Source organism: Paenibacillus sp. FSL R7-0210, from assembly GCF_038009085.1.
Lineage (GTDB): Bacteria > Bacillota > Bacilli > Paenibacillales > Paenibacillaceae > Paenibacillus_AQ > Paenibacillus_AQ silagei.
This window is the reverse complement of record NZ_JBBPAR010000001.1, coordinates 1,739,844-1,756,940: the sequence shown is the minus strand read 5'-3', so window position 1 is coordinate 1,756,940 and position 17,097 is coordinate 1,739,844. Positions and strand designations below refer to the sequence as shown.

17 protein-coding genes are annotated in these 17,097 nt (G+C 56.3%); all 17 read right to left on the bottom strand.

Annotated features, from left to right (window positions below; all coding sequences use genetic code 11):
• Positions 1 to 4: 4 nt before the first annotated feature.
• The 17 genes from MKY64_RS07530 to MKY64_RS07450 all read right to left on the bottom strand — a co-directional run bounded on the left by MKY64_RS07530 (position 5) and on the right by MKY64_RS07450 (position 17,096).
• Positions 5 to 187: a hypothetical protein gene (locus MKY64_RS07530; protein WP_036733381.1), complete on the bottom strand. Its 183-nt coding sequence runs from the start codon at positions 185 to 187 to the stop codon at positions 5 to 7.
• Positions 188 to 206: 19 nt separating this feature from the next.
• Entirely contained in the window at positions 207 to 3,047 is a 2,841-nt protein-coding gene (locus tag MKY64_RS07525; RefSeq protein WP_340951957.1) for a tail fiber domain-containing protein, read from the bottom strand.
• Positions 3,048 to 3,075: 28 nt separating this feature from the next.
• Entirely contained in the window at positions 3,076 to 3,825 is a 750-nt protein-coding gene (locus MKY64_RS07520) for a phage tail protein (RefSeq protein WP_340951955.1), read from the bottom strand.
• Positions 3,822 to 4,694: a hypothetical protein gene (locus tag MKY64_RS07515; RefSeq protein ID WP_340951953.1), complete on the bottom strand. Its 873-nt coding sequence runs from the start codon at positions 4,692 to 4,694 to the stop codon at positions 3,822 to 3,824. The genes MKY64_RS07520 and MKY64_RS07515 overlap by 4 nt, the downstream gene beginning before the upstream one ends.
• Before the next feature lie 22 nt (positions 4,695 to 4,716).
• A complete protein-coding gene (locus MKY64_RS07510; protein WP_340951950.1) occupies positions 4,717 to 8,370 on the bottom strand; it encodes a putative baseplate assembly protein in 3,654 nt (1,217 codons plus the stop codon).
• Complete coding sequence (locus tag MKY64_RS07505) at positions 8,370 to 8,765, bottom strand: GPW/gp25 family protein (protein ID WP_036733369.1); 396 nt, start codon at positions 8,763 to 8,765, stop codon at positions 8,370 to 8,372. The genes MKY64_RS07510 and MKY64_RS07505 overlap by 1 nt, the downstream gene beginning before the upstream one ends.
• A 3-nt stretch (positions 8,766 to 8,768) precedes the next feature.
• Entirely contained in the window at positions 8,769 to 9,164 is a 396-nt protein-coding gene (locus MKY64_RS07500) for a PAAR domain-containing protein (protein WP_076083201.1), read from the bottom strand.
• 16 nt (positions 9,165 to 9,180) lie between these two features.
• Positions 9,181 to 9,900, bottom strand: a complete 720-nt coding sequence (locus MKY64_RS07495; protein WP_209992563.1) for a phage baseplate assembly protein V — start codon at positions 9,898 to 9,900, stop codon at positions 9,181 to 9,183.
• Positions 9,897 to 10,940 carry a phage late control D family protein gene (locus MKY64_RS07490; protein ID WP_340951945.1) on the bottom strand — a complete coding sequence of 348 codons (1,044 nt, stop codon included), beginning with the start codon at positions 10,938 to 10,940 and terminating at the stop codon, positions 9,897 to 9,899. Before MKY64_RS07490 ends, MKY64_RS07495 begins: the two co-directional genes overlap by 4 nt.
• 12 nt (positions 10,941 to 10,952) lie before the next feature.
• Positions 10,953 to 11,564 carry a CIS tube protein gene (locus tag MKY64_RS07485; protein WP_036733360.1) on the bottom strand — a complete coding sequence of 204 codons (612 nt, stop codon included), beginning with the start codon at positions 11,562 to 11,564 and terminating at the stop codon, positions 10,953 to 10,955.
• On the bottom strand, positions 11,564 to 13,117 hold the full coding sequence (locus MKY64_RS07480; RefSeq protein WP_340951942.1) for a hypothetical protein: 1,554 nt from the start codon (positions 13,115 to 13,117) through the stop codon (positions 11,564 to 11,566). Before MKY64_RS07480 ends, MKY64_RS07485 begins: the two co-directional genes overlap by 1 nt.
• Positions 13,117 to 13,593 (bottom strand): phage tail protein, encoded by a 477-nt coding sequence (locus MKY64_RS07475; RefSeq protein WP_036733355.1) that lies wholly within the window; start codon positions 13,591 to 13,593, stop codon positions 13,117 to 13,119. The genes MKY64_RS07480 and MKY64_RS07475 overlap by 1 nt, the downstream gene beginning before the upstream one ends.
• A gap of 11 nt (positions 13,594 to 13,604) precedes the next feature.
• Positions 13,605 to 13,790, bottom strand: coding sequence for a DUF6760 family protein (locus MKY64_RS07470; protein ID WP_076083189.1), 186 nt, complete (start codon positions 13,788 to 13,790; stop codon positions 13,605 to 13,607).
• Entirely contained in the window at positions 13,787 to 14,155 is a 369-nt protein-coding gene (locus MKY64_RS07465) for a hypothetical protein (RefSeq protein ID WP_036701224.1), read from the bottom strand. Before MKY64_RS07465 ends, MKY64_RS07470 begins: the two co-directional genes overlap by 4 nt.
• 145 nt (positions 14,156 to 14,300) lie before the next feature.
• On the bottom strand, positions 14,301 to 14,744 hold the full coding sequence (locus tag MKY64_RS07460; protein WP_340951941.1) for a phage tail protein: 444 nt from the start codon (positions 14,742 to 14,744) through the stop codon (positions 14,301 to 14,303).
• Between the two features lie 23 nt (positions 14,745 to 14,767).
• A complete protein-coding gene (locus MKY64_RS07455) occupies positions 14,768 to 16,306 on the bottom strand; it encodes a phage tail sheath family protein (protein WP_036733353.1) in 1,539 nt (512 codons plus the stop codon).
• Between the two features lie 217 nt (positions 16,307 to 16,523).
• On the bottom strand, positions 16,524 to 17,096 hold the full coding sequence (locus tag MKY64_RS07450) for a DUF4255 domain-containing protein (protein ID WP_036733350.1): 573 nt from the start codon (positions 17,094 to 17,096) through the stop codon (positions 16,524 to 16,526).
• Position 17,097: the final 1 nt, after the last annotated feature.

Here is a 17,097-nt window from a genome sequence, read left to right as displayed (position 1 = left end):
TTGCTTAGGCCTGAACGGACTCCTCTTCTGCGGCAGCCAGCTCCTCCAGCACCTGAATGGCCCCGCTGATGCGTGTTAAGGTATATCCCAGATTGGTACGCTTCTCGTCCAGCTCCTGGATCATCTGCCGCCCGGTTTCAAGCTCTGCCTTCAGTTCGTTCATGCGTGCTTCTAATTGTTCTTTCATGAGTTCATCCTCCTAAGGTTTAGGCACCCTGCAGGGTGTCGATTTGTTTTTGCATTCTTGTGATCGCTTTCTGCTGATCCTTCATCACGCTGGTCAGCACAGCAATGATATCCATCCCGCTGATCGCCCGCTGCTCCGGATCGGCCAGAACGGCCGGTACTTCCTCCGCAATGAAGCCGAGGGTCTTCGGCTTGGTGCCTCCTTTGTATTTAAAAGAGACCGGGTTCAGCCCGTCCAGCAGTTGCTTCGCTTCCTTGACCGGAATGTCGGCAATATTGTCCTTCAGCTCGCGCGAAGACCACCAGTACATGCTGCCGTTGGCATAGACCCCGCCGCTGGCATGAAGATAGATGCGGTCGCCGGCATCATTTGAAACTCCGATGTCCAGCACGCAGTTCTCCCCGCTGGTCGGATAGTACTTGATCCAGGCCGAGTCGCCGCTGCCGCCGCCGGGATCGGACGGGAAGATAATCCCGTTGTTGCCGCTGCCTGCGCTGGGGATCAGGGCATTTCTCACTTCCAGGCTGCTGTGGACAGAAGCATAGGACCAGTCGTTGCCGTAGTTGAGCACCAGATGGCTGCCATTGTCGACCAGCGCCCGGCCGGGAGCCCCACGGCGTCCGGGATAACCGATGTAGAAATCAGCGCAGCGTACAACGGCGGCGAATTCCTCAGCCACATCCAGCTTTTTGAATTTGCCGGCGAAGTTGAATACCTCTGTCTTGATACTGCCTTTGATCTCAAGGTCGCCGCCAATATAGGCGCCCCCCTTCACCTGCAAGGAGCCATTCACATCCAGGTTATCCCAGATAGAGACTCTGCGGACTCCTGATTTCCCGTTTCCCGCGATCATCAATGAATTGTAGTTCGTAGTATCGTTACTGATCTCGGCATGGTTGGGCGATTGACCTGTGAAGCCTGTCCAGCCAGAGGTGAAGCGGACCGGATTCTGGCCGCTCAGGATACGCAGCTCCCCGGCCACATCCAGCTTATCGGCTGGCTCCAGCGTTCCGATGCCCACATTGCCGGAGGCGATCAGGGAGATATGATCACTCCTGTCATTGGAGGTGCCGATCTCCAGCGTGCAATCCTCACCTGTACGGGGATAGTACTTAATCCACGCCTGATCCGACCCGCCTCCGCCCGGATTGGCCGGGAATATAATACCGCTGTGCGCCCCGTTCCCCGTGCTTGGAATAATCTCCTGGGAGGCCTGCATTGTCCCGTTCACATACAGAAATCCGTTCACATCCAGCCGGTCCCAGATGGCGACCTTTCGCTTCTGCCCGGCAGAGTTGTTGCCGACAATCATCAGCGCCTTGTAATCTGTAGTATCGTTACAGATCTCCGCACCGTTCATCTGCTTGTCGGGAAAGCCCGTCCAGGCGGAGGTGAAGCGGAGCGGGTTCCGGCCGCTGAGCAGGCGTACGCTGCCCTCGACATCCAGCGAATCCTCCAGTACCTTCTGCGGGCCGATGCCGACATAGCCGTTCTTATTCCAGGAGAGCGCCTGCTTGTCTGTGCGGGAGCCGTCGGCGTTAACCGTCCGGGTTCCGAGGGCCCCGCCGCTGCCGCCGAATACTACCGGACCATCCACCTCTGCCGCAGCGAAGGGTTTCCCGGCTCCGAACCAGCCCAGACCATGCGAATGGTCAACCGTGTCCGGGTTCGTTCCTTTCAGCAGCAGGATTCTGTCGTCCTGCAGGGCAAGATCAGCATCACTGTACAGCTTGCCCGCCCCGGTGAAGCCGAAGCTTTGGCCTGCTGATGAAGACAGCTTACTGTGCCGATGCAGCAGATCAGCGAATTCAGATTTGATCAGGCTGTCCCACTCATTGCCGTAGGCAATGGTCTTAAGATCGTTGCCGAGCCCGGCCTTGAAGCATTTATCCTCCTCCACCCAGACAATCCGTGCATCATGCTTGCCCCCGTCGCCCCGGTATACTTCCAGGCCGCCATCACGCGCACCGGGGAATACATAGTTCGGATCATCCGTGTTGGGGCTGTTCACCTCAACGAAGCTGTTCATAATCCGCATCTCGCTCTGGGCCTTGTCCTTGCTCTTCAGAATCAGCTCGCCCTCAATTGTCAGCGCTCCGGCCACACTCATAGCCCCGGTGAAGCGGGTCTCGGGAGCTCTGATCTCCAGCACTTTACCGGCCTGAAGTGTAGTCATAGACGGCATCGCTGCCAGAACGGCTTCACTCAGCCCCGCGCTGTCCATGCTGTCTTCACTCTGAACCGGGATCACCAGCTTCTCCGTGACCAGCTTCTTGCCAGCGGCACCGGCATAGGTTCTTAAGGGCGTCCGGGCCGCATCACTGTCGTAATCGTAAATACATGTACTGTCGATGGTAATGCCTGCCCCTTCTGTGCGGGGAACCACCCGGGCCAGAAGGATCGTATCGGTACCCTCAGGCTTAGTGGTTCCGTGACTGATTTTTCCCCGTTCCCAGATATGGATCTGTTCCCCTTGACCACGCTCAATGCTGCGTTCGGCCCCCACCTCTTCGTAGCTGACCCAGATGTAGATATTCTCATTGGCGTTATACTCGGAGAGGTTGACCGGATTATCCGGATGCCCTTCATAGATCAGGATTTCCTGGCTGATGCTCTCATACTTGTCACCGTTCTTGACCAGCACCAGATTCAGGGCAAGCCCCTCCGCAATACTCACTTTCATGGATTCCCCCGGCTTCGCCGAGGGCAGTACCTTGAGCCCGCAGACAATTCCCCAGGTATGCAGATAACGGTTATGCAGACGCTGCAGGCGCAGGTGAAACTCCTGATCGAGCTTATAATCCTCAGCGTTCAGGAAGAGCCCGTCAAAGTAGCTCATTCTTCTTAATTCTTTTCCCATGATTCGCTTGCCTCCCGGTCTATAATCTCTATTGCTCTGTCATACCCCCGACTAAGGTCTCCATCCCCACACGCCCATAGACCCCCAGACGCATAGACGGGACTTCAATATTCAAGCTGGAATTGGTGTAAAAGGGCCGCTCCTTCCGGATCACCTCCTGCAGATTCCGCACCTTCTGCTGCAGCAGGCTCCGGCTGTACGCCGGGAGGATGATATGGACGGAGAAGTAGCTCGGCTCGGCCGCCCCAACCATCGTATTGATGCCTATACGCCGGCCATTACCGAGACGGACAGGCTCCTCGTAGCTATAGATACGGATGGCCGCCTCTTCACCGGCGTGAACCTGCAAATATTCGGCCAGACCGCCGAGGGTTCCGCGTTTCTTGTAGAGCTGGACGATGCTGCTGATCAGCTTGCGGTTAACGGTGCTGCGTGTGTCCGCAAGCGGAAGAATTTGCGTAGGGGCAAGCGTGCGCTCCAGGTTATCCTCCTCACCGTCATACTCTACGCCTCCGGCCAACTGGAGGCCCACCCAGCCTGCAAGCCAGGGCAGAAACTGTGAGGGAGCCGTCTGCGGATCGAAGTATTGATGCAATCCATCCAGCAAGGCCTCCATTCCCACAGATTCCGCGCCTGCCGTCCCCGTATTGCCGGAGAGCATGGCTTCGAAGGCCTTCAGGAACCGTCCCAGAAAAAACTGTTCATCGGACTCCCCCGATTTCTGCTGGAACACCCGGGGGAGATACTCCACATAACTGTACCCGTCTGTCTTGCTCATGCTTCCACCTCAATCTTCAGGTCCTTCAGCTTAAATAACTGGAATGGCAGCAGGTCGGGCGAGTCCAGAGTCACGCTGGTGACATGATCAATGCCGGCGATTCCCTCTACCAGATGATACAGATCCGAGGCGTACAGCTTCCTCCCCGGAAGCCAGCCCTGTCCGTGCTCTCCCCCGTTAACCGGGTCCAGGAACTGTACAATACTATCGTTCACGATACTCCCGATGCTCTGATTCCCGGCGGCAACCGTCATTTCGATCACAACGTCCCGGTAATCAGGCTCAACGACATGGACACGGGTCGTCAGCAGCTTGCTCTTCTCCAGGAAGGCCTTAACCTGCTGCTTGATCTCCGTCATGTCCCTGCGCAGATCCTGCTGATTCGCAGTCTGGAGCACCAGAACCACCGACACATGCCCGAAGGCTTCTTTATTCCGCCCGGTGCCGTTCTCCATATCCGTATTAATCAGACAGAGCGTTCGGACCGCAAGGTCGGGATACGTGCTCCGAATCCCCGGGATATCCAGCAGGCTCTGCCTCGCCAGCAGCTGGTAATCTTCTGCCGTCACAGCCCTATAACATTCGGAGAACTGCTTCGCTCCGCGGGATATTCCGCTGGCCAATGCCTCTCCGTCCTCCAGGGTGATACCCAGCAGCTTGAGGAATTGCTGCTTGCTCTCATCGGTCACCTGGTCAAGCCTGTAGAGGACCATCTCTGTGAAATAGGCGAACAGCTCCACCAGCGTAATGCCGGGATCGGAGGGATTATAGTTCGTCCATTCCGGATCGTAGAGCGGAATCAGCGCAGTGGCGTCAGCCACAAGCTGGTCAAAGCCAAGATCATCCAGCTTCAATACTGGAAGCGGCATAGGTTCTTCCTCCTTTCTGTACTTACGGCTCCAAGGCATTACAATACGGACACCGCGCCACTGTGTCCGGTATACCGGACAGCCCCGTCAGATACCTCCGCTCTTCCATGCGGATATCCTCCAGCCCGCACGCTGCCGTAGTTGCGGTCAGATCATGCAGCAGGCCAGCACGCTTATCCACAAGATATGGAAAAAGATGCTCCTGAGGCTTGTTCACCAGATGCAGCCCGCCGCAGATCAGCTCGTCCTCTTCCAGATGAATATTGCCGCTGCCGATGGTGCGGATCTTGAGCGGCGTGGTATTGATGTATTCATCCGTCCGGCTCAGGAAGACAATATCCTTCTCCTCGAATACCGCGGTCTTCACCACAAAGGTTACCAATCCCGATTCCAGCCTATTGAGGATATACGTCCGGACCGTCAGATCATCCGTGAGTCCAAATTCCAGATCGCTGCCCTCGGGATAGCTCTCTGCAAGCGGTTCTTCATCAAGGGTCTGGCATTCGAGCATGTCACCGTCGATGGAGAGGACTATCAGCTCTACCGGCTTCCGGGATCTGTAGCGGAGCGTGATGATTCCGTTCTCCTTGAATCCTCTGATCACCAGCGATTTCACTTCATCCCCGGCCTCCACCGGCTCAGCAAGGGCAAATTGAAGCGCGTTGTCCTCAGAGCGCACCAGGCTGTATTTCGGATAGGCGGCCTGGGGCTTATACGGCCCGTTCTCAAGCGGCTCCAGCTTCAGCGTGAAGCATTGCACGGAAGCCTTGACGAGCACATCCGATACATAGTCAACACCCGGCGTCTGCTTAATCACGGCATAGACCTCGGAGACATACAGGTTCTGTCCCAGCTCCCAGCCCGTGTTCCCGTCTGCGCCTTTAAGCGGATGAAAGAACTGCTTCAGGTTATCGATGATCCGGCCCTCAGCTACCTTCCGCTGGTCCGGAGAGGTAAAGACTACGGTTGCCTCCACAGCAGTGCGGACATAGTCCGGGCCAATGACCTCTATCCCCGGCTCGGCGGTGTTCAGGGGGGCTGAGATCCGTTCACACAGATAGGCTTCAATCTCACTGCGCAATTCCTGGCTCGGGACCGGTCTCGGATCGTCTGTCTCCGGTACCACGATCAGGGTTGCCCTACCCGGGGTAAATTCCAGCTCCCGGTTCATAGCACTGAGACATTTCACCTTGGCAATCTGGGGCATCGCTTCACGCACCAGCCATTCCATGTCCTCAGCGGTTACGCCCCTGTTCCAGCTCTTCAGCGTATGCGGCCCGCGAAGCTCGGCCTTCTCCGCTTCCTCCTGATCGAAGCCACCGTCCGCCGCCACCGGATTCGTTACGGAATCCAGCCAGCTGTAGCTGTCCCATATGCGCGATACCGAGCCTGCAGCAACATTCCCGGAAGCCCCGCCGCCATGCTTGTAGTCACATAGGATGTTGTCAGTGCCCATAGGCGGAATCATGCCGCTCCGTCCATCCCCGAACATGATCATTCCGGTGCTTCTGTCCAGCATATAATGCCTTGAATCTGAAGAGGATACGGAGAATGTATCTACTTCCTCCCACGGTATCCATGCCCCCTGACCGGTGGCTTCCCGGACCTTAAGAAGCTGGCCGGGCAGCACGGGTATCTTGGACAACTGAACGATCTGATTCTCCTCACCATTGCTGGAGCCCAGAAGCTCTCCCGCAGCGGTATTGGAATTGCGGGCCCAGACCGCATTAGCGAGAATGGCATCCACCTGCGGGACAATCTCGAACCGGCCTTCATCCAGCCGGGCACGTATCCAGTACTGCTCCGTACCGAACAGCGGCCGCTTCGCAATATCTCCCGGCACGGCAAACTGCAGAATCTCCCTGCGGGTGAAGCCTCTGATCTCATCATTCACGCTGAGCGTCAGCCATCTTCTGCCGTCCCAATACTCCCACGCAACCACCGGACGGCCCAGCTGTTCACCGGTTAGCGGAAAGAAGAGCGACACGGGCAGATCGCTGATATCACGGTCAAAGCCCAGATAGAAGGTCGGCTCCGTCTCAGCGCACGGATAGAAGGGCTTGAAATACTCGCCTTCGTTCCGGCAGGCCGCCGACCTGTCGGCGAAGCTGAAGTTATTCTCTGTAAGCACGGTCTGCGGGTGCGCCTCCAGCGTGTAGCTGTAAGCAATGCTGAGCTTACGGATGGAAGGCGGCGCATAAGTCGCTTGGGTCACCTTGAGCTTGGCTACATTAATGCTTCCTTCGCCCAGCTTGACCTCTTCATCCTGATATTCGTATTTCGCATCCTCGCCGTAGTTCCCGCCGGTGATGCGGGCCCGGACCCAGTACTGCTCTTCACCGCCCAGCGTCAGCGGCCGGATACCCGGACAGACGAAGCTTAGCGTTCCACTGGCAGTAAGGCTGCTGACCGAATGGAGGGCAGCACCGCCATAAGCTGCACCGCCTTCGTCCGCTCTCTCTTCAAGACTGGTGATCGCAAGCCATTCCTGCCCGTTCCAGTATTCCCAGCCGAGTCTCACATACGGTGTGTCCGGCTGCTTGCTGATCTCCGGCTCCGACAGCTCCACCCTCAGCGTAATCCGGGCACCCGGCTTCGAGAAGGCCTCCCCGCAGGCGATATAGAACGTATCGTTGATTCTGGGCTTGTCCCCCAGCGGATAATAATCCTTGCCCATATCCAGCAGGTTTCCGTTATTCACCGTCACATCCGGCGGTAGCGGCTGCGGACTCACCACGTTAAGCTCCAGGCGGATATCTTCGATATCTGGCATTAGCACTCCGGTGGTTATAGGCTTCTTCAGCTCGGCGAAGATCCATTTGCCCGGCCATTCCCGTAGCGTCCCGGACGATCCGTACCCCGCCAGCGTCTTCGTATGCACGCCAGTCAGCCGGTCGAACCGGACCACTGCCCTCCACAGAGCATTCTCTTCCTCTTCCGCTTCGGCTATCGAGGAAGGATACAGCTGTACAGAATTCCCTTCTTCATCGAAACAAAACCAGTCCATATGGTTCAGTAGATTCCCGGTTCTGTCCTGCCCCGGCGCGGCCTTGCTCAGCGCAGCTGCATCAGGCTTGTTGAAATAGACCGATAAGCTGCTGCCCGCTTCCTGGAATCCTAACAGCTCTGTATGCCCCAGATACAATCTGTGGACTACTGTAGAATCGCCCCTGAACAGCCGGGCAGGTCTGCCGGCAGGTCCCCCGGCAAGCAGATCATCCTGATTGCTCCACTGGTCCTCCTCCGGATCGAGACTCACCGCCCGGACCGGCTGTGCCATAATGACGGTCAGATCCTTGTCTGTCTCAAAAACCACCTCCGCCCCCTGCTCCGGCTGGGCGGATACCCGGGTTCCGGCCGGAACCGTGTTATAGCTGCCCGAATCCGGCTTCAGCCGGAAGAGCAGCGGAACTTTGGCAGCACGGGGCGGAGTAGGATGAATGCCGATCAGATTCAGGAAGGAGGTGAAGTTCTTCGCAGGCGCCTGATTCAGCCGGCTGATCACTTTGCCCATCATCCCGGTGAAGATATGGACCAGCGCATCTGCCTTCTTGTCTGCCTCAAGCTCCGGCACATCCGTCCATTCCCGGCTGCAGTATTGGTAGATTAAACGTCGTAGCTCGGGAACCAGCTGTTCCTGATCCCGATTATCAATAATAGGTATTTGCTTTGGCATTATTTCCCCACGCTTTCAAGGAAGAATGGATAGACCAGATTATATTTGCTGTTGCTGGCTCTAATCGAATAGTCAATAGACACCTCAAGCTCGGAGCGGTCCGAGCGCGGGGTGACCGTAATGTCGTCCACTTCAATGCGCGGCTCCCAGTTCTGCAAGGCTTCTTCAATGAAGCTTCGCAGCAAGGTTGCGGTACTCATGGTATTGGGCGAGAACACCAGCTCATTCAGTCTGCAGCCGAAATCCGGCCGCATGACCCGCTCGCCGCGGGCCGTTGACAGAATCAGAATGATCGATTCCCGGATGGAGTCTTCTCCACCGGAGGATCGGAGACTGCCCCGCTGGACAGCGAGCGGATACGTCCAGCCCCGTCCCAAAAAATCTACAACTTCCATCTCTCAGCCTCCTATTAAGACCGTTCCCGTAGCAGACACTTTCCCTGCCGGAAGGTCGGCCGGATCATTGCAGGTCAGCGCCGGATCACCGTTTCTAGCAGCCTTTTTCCCGTTGATAAATACCGTTGTGCTTCCGGCGCTGATGGTCCCCTTATTGGTTGGAGGCTTCTGAAACGGGCCTCCCTGCGGAACATGGGCCGGCGTATTCGTGGCCGTAGAATCCATGGTGGCTGCCGGCTGCCCCATAATCTTGACATTCGTGCTCAGCGCACCGTCCAGGATTCCCGTGAAGGGATGGGGCAAGGGTGTCGGAACGAGAGCCGATCCGGCTGGAAGCATCACGATATGTGTATCCGTCGCCAGAATCCGGTCGCCTTTTTTCGCTGCAGGTTGACCCATGAATGAAGCCCCCTCTCTAATTAATGTTGACCGTAGCCCCTTTGATCGTCATACTGGCGGCGGCTTTGACCTCCATCCCGGCCGAGGCTTCGATGGCGGTGCCCGCCGATGATTTCATTTCAATGGATTTGGCGGACAGGGCCAGCTTGCCTCCCGCCGAGATTTCAATATCCGCACCGGCGGATACCGACACCTTATTCGCCTTGGTATCCAGGATGATCCGGTTCTTGCCTGATTTGTCGCTAATCCGGATCTGCTCCGCACCGCCCTTGTCATCCAGCTTGATTACGTGGCCCTTGGCGGAGGTAAGCGTGATGCTCTCTTCCCCCTTGGTGTCGGCGAACTGCAGAACATGCCCGCTGCGGGATTTGAACAGGCGGATATTATTCTTGCCGTCTTTGTTGGTCTCCGGCGGCAGGTCTTGTCCATTCCACAAGGAGCCAATGATATAAGGGCGGTTGACATCCCCGTTCTCAAAGGCTACCAGCACCTCATCCTCCACCTCCGGCAGGCAAAAGGCTCCCCGCTCCTTTCCGGCCATCCAGGACGCCATACGCGCCCAGTTGGATTCCGGCATCCCCATCAGCGGGATCTTCACCTTCACCCGTCCGGGCCCAGGCTTATCCGCATGGTTCGCCGAGTCATTATTGATGACAATCCCCACCATTACACCGAAAATCCGTCCCTCATTCATGATGCTGTCCATAAAATTGCTAATTCCGGGTCCTTCACTCATAGGCCAGTCCTCTTCACCTTGAACGTCGTGGTATAGCCCTTGCTGTCGATCTTGTGAACTGTAGCTACAATGTAATAAATGCCGCTGAAGCGCTCGCCCAGACCCATCAGCTTCACAGTCTGCCCCGCCCGGAGCTTCGGGTTCCCCCAGCACATGCCTTCCCCGGCAATGAATTCGCGCAGACGGCTGTTGTAAGCGGCGGCAGCCAGCACCTTGGCTTCGTTCATATCCAGCAGATTCTCGGCCATAATGACAATCGGTGATTCCCCGACCGCTGCGGTGCTGATCGAGAAGCCGCCTTCCTTCCCGCCCATTCTGGTCGTCTCTTCCCCGCTCTTAGCGATGGCCTCAAGCTCCTTCTTCTCCTTCACATCCCAGCCCTTAAGCGTCACTTTACTACCCCGGGTAAGAGCCCTAAGTTCCAGATTCAGCCGTTCAAAATCCTTCTTGAAGCTCATCTCCGGCAGCACCGGGGCCTTCACAGACCGCGACTTGACGAAATGCAGCTTCTTGTCTGCCGCGAACAGCTCATAATCGAGCAGGGCTGCCCGCTCCAGCAGAAATTCGTAGTTGCTCTGATTATTCTGGAAGAGGTAGGGATACACCGTTCCGGTATCCTCTACCACAGGGGTCAGTCCATGCTCCTTGGCGATTTCCGCAGCAATGTCACTATCCTTCTTCTTCAGAAAAGCTTTGCTCCTCGTCCCCATACGCAGCCTGTGCAGCAGATCATATCCGCGGATATCCAGCACCGAATGCTCCGCGAAGTTCAGATCCAGCGAGGTAATCTCCCCGCTGATCATTGGCTCCGGCTGGTCGAGTCCAAGGGAGAGCTTCAGCTGGTCGCCCGGCTTAAGGCTCGTCAGATCCGTTCCCCGCCACATGCCGCTTCCGGCATTCACCATATTCATCTGGATGGAAAATACCGCCGGCAGATTAAGCTCATCCTCCAGCGTGACGCCTTCCACCGCCGCTGTCAGTTCAGCGGACAGCTTGCTTCCGTTCAGCTCAATTTTGTAATTCGCTACACTGGTGCCCATGCAATCCCCGCCTTAATCCGGGATAACCAGAGTTCTCCCGATATCGTTTTTTCCAGGAAAGCCAACCGGATTGACGATCCTGTTCAGCTCGGCAATTCTGCGCCAGGCCAGCGGCTCCTTCAGCGCCTCATTCGCAATGAGGTCGAGCCGGTCCCCGCTTTTGACCACCCACAGCTTCCGGCAGGCATTCAGGCCCTGGCTGTCCTCCACCGACTTGTCCGGCTCATCTGTAATGAAGGTCACATCCAGCAGCGAGCGGACAGGTGTGCCGTTATCCATGAACATCGTGAACTTCTGCTCAATCTTGCTCAGCAGGCCGCGGTAGGTGAAGCCACCCCAGACGAACATGCAGACCGGCGGTTTTTTCGTGCTTTTGCCGCTGACCTTGGGATCAAGCAGCGAGGTCAGCTGCCGGGTCTTCTTGCGGACATCCTTGCGCTGCTCATAGGTATCGTAGAACAAGGAGACCTTGAACTCCGGTGTCTCTGTAATCTGGAACTGCTTATTGTTCTTCTCCCCGGTATATTTGCCTTCAAAAGAAACGGTGTACTCATTGGGGTTAAACATCACCTCAATGGCACCCACGGGCAAATCCAGAGGAATGATCTTCGCTTTCTCCGCCATTATCTTAGCCCCCTCCGATCCTTGCGTATGGCCATTCTCTTCTCCAGCACCTGATATACCCGCTCAGCCAGCTGATTCAGCTCTGCTGCATTCATGGCCGGCGGCGGAACGGCCTTGGTGAAGGTCTGCGCCGGAGCCTGGGCCGCCTGTTCCTGCAGCACACGCTCCAGCTGCTGCTGCATGGGCTCCGGCAGAGCCGCGCGGGGCGCTTCAGGCTTCCGCAGCACCAGGCGGCTATGGCTGGCGGCAGGCTGAAGGTCCGGTTCATAAGCATGGCCATCCCCCCTAAGCGGACTGCCCGGCCTTCTTCGCTGCGGGGCAGACGGAAGCTCCGTCCGGTCCGCAGCGTAGATCAGGCTGGCCTCCACCGGCGCCCCAGGCCCCGGCCCTCTTGGAGCTGTCCGGCCTCCGACTGCGGCCATTCGCGCGGAAGCCGTCCGCTTGGCCGCATCTGGTACACCTGACGTGTCCCCAAGCGGCAGTAAGATATGCGGCTGCGCCAGCTGCAATGACTTCATCGGCTGCCTCAGATGAACCGTACCAACGGCAGCGAGCAGCGGGCTCAGAAGCTCCTGCCTGCTCTCCAGCTGTTCAAGCGTTGCCGTCAGCTGCTGACCTAAGCCGAGCTGAAGACTGGTATTTACGCTGGAATGCGGAAGCAGCAGATTATCGGGCTTGAAGCTGAGGGTGGGAGTCTTAAGCTGTGCTTCCACAGCGGTCCCGGCTGAGCCTGAGACGGCCTCCCGTATATGCTTCAATGCTTGTGCCGGTACCGGATGCCTTGCCTGCTGCCCTAAGGGCTGCGTATCGGCTCCAGTCTCCCCTTCTTGCTTAAGGCCATAGGTCCGCAGCAGCTGCATCACCTGCACCAGCTGCTCATGACGATGGACTGCATGGGCTGGTCTGCCTGTCATCCTGTCCTGCTGCCCTGGAAGGACAGAAGCAGTCGGCAGATCGCCTCTGTTCTGCCTGTCTCCCTGGCTTCTTTCGGTTGTAACGCCTGGAGGCTGCGTCTTCAGAACAGACGACCCGGACGGCGCAGAGACTTGTACCTGTCTTGCTCCGGCTGGATGAGCAGCTACAGGTTCAGCCGGATGAAGCGCTGTATTTTGAATGCGATACTCCGTTGTTAGCTGATGTTGATTGTTTCTATGCTGCCAGACTCTCTCTTCCAGCACCTGTACGGAGTTAAGTCGTCCTGCTGCTGAATGAAGTCCGCTCCGTAGTTCCTCAGCTTGACCAGGAGAAGCAGATGGAGCGCTAAGTCCAGCCGTGCTCCTGCTTTGAGTAATGAGCAGGATGCGGCTTGCCGGTCCGGGATTGTTCTTCCCCGTTACTGCCGGATAATAGAATGACTGATGGATATGGTTGGTCACCATGTCCGTACGCTGCAATGTCTCCGGTTCCGCAGCATATAGCGGATTGTGCCGCAGGATCAGGCTCTTCAGCTTTCTCCGCCAACGGGTCAGGCCGTATTTTGCCAGAATCGACTGAATGAACTCGGTCTGCTTCTGATTCGCAGGAGCCGCCGTGCTCCGAATGCTCCGGCTCATTACCGGTACCTGTACAGACCGTTATGAGTCAGAACCAGACTCTCGACGGCTACCGCGCTGCTGCTGGCGTTGAACGCCGGCCCTTCCCATTTGATGGGACAGGCTTCTATGAAGTTCCACCACACCTTGGGTGTGCCGGAATGATCCAAGAGACAGATGGACCCGCTACGCCGCCGGATGACCCCATTGACCACATTCTGATACCAGTTCCACAGATATTCATCATTCGTGACCCCGTTTTTCAGCGTCAAATCCGAGTATTTGGTCGGTCCCAGGAATACAAATTCCTTATGATTCTCACCGCCGAAGGTTTTGCGCTCCACCTGTGTCTCCACGCTAAGGCCTGAGACCTCAGAGAATCCGGCCACGGAGATCCCGTCAATTTCCACGATGAAGTTATAAGCAAGAAAGGGATCTTCCCGGTACCCGGGTACCCAGCTACTTTTCGCGCCGATATTTAGCATATTTGCCTTCATGTTATCCTCTCCTAAGCCTCAAAGAAGTTCTTCTTCTCTTCCCCGCCACTCAGCTTCTGGTTGATCCGGCTGACTTCACTGCACCAGCGGTCCCGTTCAGCATGCTCCAGGTTCAGCACCGCCGTATAGTCCCAGTGCAGATAGTAGGTCAGAAAGGCTACCTCCTCGTAGAGGCGGTCAAGGGGGTAGCCGACTATTCCCCCGGCGGTTCCAGTTCAAGCTCGAAGCGCTGCTCGCATTTGGGGCACTGCGCATGAACCGCATTACTTCCGTTCTGGTTAATCCGGTTATACAGATCCTGCAGATAAGCGAAATCCGAGGTATACAATTCTTCGATGACTCTCGGTGTAATCATGCCCAGCCCGCCCAGTCCGGTGACCACTCTGGAGAGCAGAATGACTGTCAGATACGCAGGGTTCTGCTGAACCCTGGAATCCCGTAGCGGTGTAATCTCATCGGCTGCGGTAGCCAGACGCATGGTCCCCTGCTTATGCAGCGTGCCCGCTTCATCCACGTACCCTTTGGGCAGGGTGAAGCTGAATTCAGTTTGTAATAGTTCCATGATCTCCCTCACTTCCTCCTCTAGACCATCCTCATGTCTTCGCTTCCTTCCGGCATCCCAGCCATGAATATGATGTCCATACCGTCCATCTTATGTTTTGGCGTATCGCATCACATCCACAGTGACGATGACGAAGGGCGGGAAGCTATTTCACTCTGCGTACCCCTTCATGCACCAGCTCCATCGACTCGACAGAGACCTCGTTGCCTTTGGCGCTAAGGGCGCTGACATCATACTTGATCGGCCAGGCTTCGAGGATATCCCACTGCGCCTTGTCATTGCCTTCTTCATCCACCAGGATGATCGACAAGCTCTTGCGGTTCTTCAGCGCGCCTTTATCCTCAATCGACTTGCGCCAGTTGTAGAGCTCCAGGGAGTCGGTCAGACCTTTTTTCAAAGTGATATTCCCGAATTTGGTCAAGCCCGACAGCTTGCGTGCATGCGGGGCATCGATGCCCTCCCGGTAGTCCACAGCCTCTGTGGATGTATCCGGTATCGTTGCGTCTGCGAAGGCTGCGGTCTGAATGCCGTCAATTACAATGCGGAAGCGGTAATTGCGGTAAGGGTCTAATCTTTTGCCGGTTGCCATAGGATAAATCTCCTCTCAATCTCTTATTTGGATAAGGTCTTCTGGCTGACCCGGATGACTACGAATTCAGCCGGTTTGACCGGGGCTACACCCACTTCGATAATCAGCTGGCCGGCATCCCGCACGGCAGGCGGGTTGTTCTCCTCGTCCACTTTGACGAAGAAGGCCTCTTCCTGCGTGGTTCCGTAGAGCGCACCGTCTCTCCATACCCGGGTCAGGAAAGCCGTAAGATTGCGTTTGACCTTGCCCCACAGACTCGGATCATTCGGTTCAAACACGACCCACTGGCTGCCCTCATCCAGCGATTCTTCAATGTACATCATCAGCCGCCGGACGTTGACGTAACTCCATTCCGAATCCGCGGACAGCGTTCTGGCTCCCCAGACACAGATGCCTTCCGGCAAGGAGCGGATCACGTTGATGCCGCCTGGATTCAGCAGCTCCTGCTCCGCCTTGGTAATGATCTTCTCAATACCGACTACGGAATCCAGATAACCGTCGGTGGTGCCTGCCGGTGCTTTGTGGACACCGCGAACGGCATCGACATACGCGTACGTACCGGCAATTGCCCCGGACGGCGGCACAAGCTTCTGCTTCCCGGTCAGCGGATCGTTGATATAGACCCAAGGATAGTACAGGGCGCCGTAGGACGTATTGAATGAATTGCCCGAATAATCGCCCGCCCCCTCCTTGAAATCCTTGACCTCCAGCGGGCTTAAGCCATGCGGAGGATCTACGATGAAGATGCAGTCTTTTCTCAGCTTGCAATAATTCAGCATATCCAGGATGGTGCCCCGGCTGTACGCCATATCTGCAAGGTCTGGAGCCGCTACAATGTTGATGCCGTCAATCGTATCGAACGCGTGGATACCGGCCCGCTTGACCGCATCCCCCAGGAAATCAATCGGGGACATCCCGTTCACACCGCCGCTGAGGGACAGGGCTGTTTCATTGAACGCCGGCGTTTTCTCCATATTCTCCAGAATGGTCAGGTCCACCAGCGGCTTCACACTGACGAAGGCGGATACCTGATTCACCTTTTCTTCAAAATTGATCAAGAGCATGTTGTCGAAGATTTCGACGATTTTGCCCTCTTCGTCTTCTCCGCTGTATTCATCATTGAAATCACTGTCCAGCAGATACTGCACAATCATCTTGAAGCCAAATTGCTGCTTGTTAGAGGACGGGCTGATCTTGACCGAAATCCGGTTGCCCCACTCCCCTTCCGAACGTGCAACTACTTTGAATAAATCCAGATTATCGGTATCGCGAACCACAAGCGAAGCCGGCCGGATATCGGTGGATGCCGCTCTCACTACGTAGCAGGAGGTGCCTCCTTCCGCAAAAAAGTTATACACGGCATAAGCCAGATAGCCATTTGGAATAAACTGGCCGAACTCATTGACGAACTGGCTCCAGTTGGTAACCAGTACCGCTTTGCCGATGACCCCTTTTTCTGCGATCCCGACGAAGGCCCCGACTGAGGTGCCCACACCGGCAATCGGCTTGACCCCGCTTGAGACTTCCTCCACATACACGCCTGGCGATAAATAATTTGCCATCTCTTACCCTCCTAAAAAAGTTGAATTAGCTTCTGCTTCTGAAAGAAACCTTCGGCGAAACTGGCTCCGTGTGCATAAACTGCAGTGTAAACAGTGTTTATACAATCCGGTTAGGCACAGCTGCCTTTGTCTGCGGAATATCCGCTTGTACGGGTGCCTTGCATGTCATTCCCTCCATGAATCACTCCCTTCACAGAAGCAGTCTCTGCCAGCCTAACTACAGGGGATGAACGCCCAGCTCTTTCACCTCAACCCGTGGGATCAGGATCGTCTTATCCGCAGGCAGCCGTACCGGCGACACCAGATAGGACAGGCTCACCTTAGCCGGCTTCCCGGGGAATACTTCCCACAGCTGCTTGATATCCTGAATCGTCAGGTTGTTATAGGAGATCCGGATTTTCTCATTGCCGCATTCGGCCAGGTTCCCCCGCAGATCGCTGCCGCTAAGCACCGGATGCTCATGGAACAGCTGAAAGATCCGGCCCAGGATCAGCTGCTCAGTCTCCCTGTCCTTGGCATAAGGTGTGAGCAGATAGTACAAATCCAGATAAGCCGGCGGATACATGAACTCATTCTTGCCGCCGGTCTCTTCCTTCTCACTGTTGCGCATACTTGGGCTATGGCTCAAATAATACAAACACATTGAGAGCTTCATCGTTGAGCTGTCAATGTCACTCGGAGAGCCGAAGCTGATGAAGCTGTCATCGTTCAGCTCAGGCACATGCGCCTTCAGTAGCGCCTTCAGGCTGGTGCTGACATCTCTTATTACCGTACCTGTATCCACGGCCATG

What these genes read in the sequence shown, in the direction of transcription:
- MKY64_RS07530 (WP_036733381.1), bottom strand. Translation starts at nt 187, where the DNA reads ATGAAAGAACAATTAGAAGCACGCATGAACGAACTGAAGGCAGAGCTT.
- MKY64_RS07525 (WP_340951957.1), bottom strand. Translation starts at nt 3,047, where the DNA reads ATGGGAAAAGAATTAAGAAGAATGAGCTACTTTGACGGGCTCTTCCTG.
- MKY64_RS07520 (WP_340951955.1), bottom strand. Translation starts at nt 3,825, where the DNA reads ATGAGCAAGACAGACGGGTACAGTTATGTGGAGTATCTCCCCCGGGTG.
- MKY64_RS07515 (WP_340951953.1), bottom strand. Translation starts at nt 4,694, where the DNA reads ATGCCGCTTCCAGTATTGAAGCTGGATGATCTTGGCTTTGACCAGCTT.
- MKY64_RS07510 (WP_340951950.1), bottom strand. Translation starts at nt 8,370, where the DNA reads ATGCCAAAGCAAATACCTATTATTGATAATCGGGATCAGGAACAGCTG.
- MKY64_RS07505 (WP_036733369.1), bottom strand. Translation starts at nt 8,765, where the DNA reads ATGGAAGTTGTAGATTTTTTGGGACGGGGCTGGACGTATCCGCTCGCT.
- MKY64_RS07500 (WP_076083201.1), bottom strand. Translation starts at nt 9,164, where the DNA reads ATGGGTCAACCTGCAGCGAAAAAAGGCGACCGGATTCTGGCGACGGAT.
- MKY64_RS07495 (WP_209992563.1), bottom strand. Translation starts at nt 9,900, where the DNA reads ATGAGTGAAGGACCCGGAATTAGCAATTTTATGGACAGCATCATGAAT.
- MKY64_RS07490 (WP_340951945.1), bottom strand. Translation starts at nt 10,940, where the DNA reads ATGGGCACCAGTGTAGCGAATTACAAAATTGAGCTGAACGGAAGCAAG.
- MKY64_RS07485 (WP_036733360.1), bottom strand. Translation starts at nt 11,564, where the DNA reads ATGGCGGAGAAAGCGAAGATCATTCCTCTGGATTTGCCCGTGGGTGCC.
- MKY64_RS07480 (WP_340951942.1), bottom strand. Translation starts at nt 13,117, where the DNA reads ATGAGCCGGAGCATTCGGAGCACGGCGGCTCCTGCGAATCAGAAGCAG.
- MKY64_RS07475 (WP_036733355.1), bottom strand. Translation starts at nt 13,593, where the DNA reads ATGAAGGCAAATATGCTAAATATCGGCGCGAAAAGTAGCTGGGTACCC.
- MKY64_RS07465 (WP_036701224.1), bottom strand. Translation starts at nt 14,155, where the DNA reads ATGGAACTATTACAAACTGAATTCAGCTTCACCCTGCCCAAAGGGTAC.
- MKY64_RS07460 (WP_340951941.1), bottom strand. Translation starts at nt 14,744, where the DNA reads ATGGCAACCGGCAAAAGATTAGACCCTTACCGCAATTACCGCTTCCGC.
- MKY64_RS07455 (WP_036733353.1), bottom strand. Translation starts at nt 16,306, where the DNA reads ATGGCAAATTATTTATCGCCAGGCGTGTATGTGGAGGAAGTCTCAAGC.
- MKY64_RS07450 (WP_036733350.1), bottom strand. Translation starts at nt 17,096, where the DNA reads ATGGCCGTGGATACAGGTACGGTAATAAGAGATGTCAGCACCAGCCTG.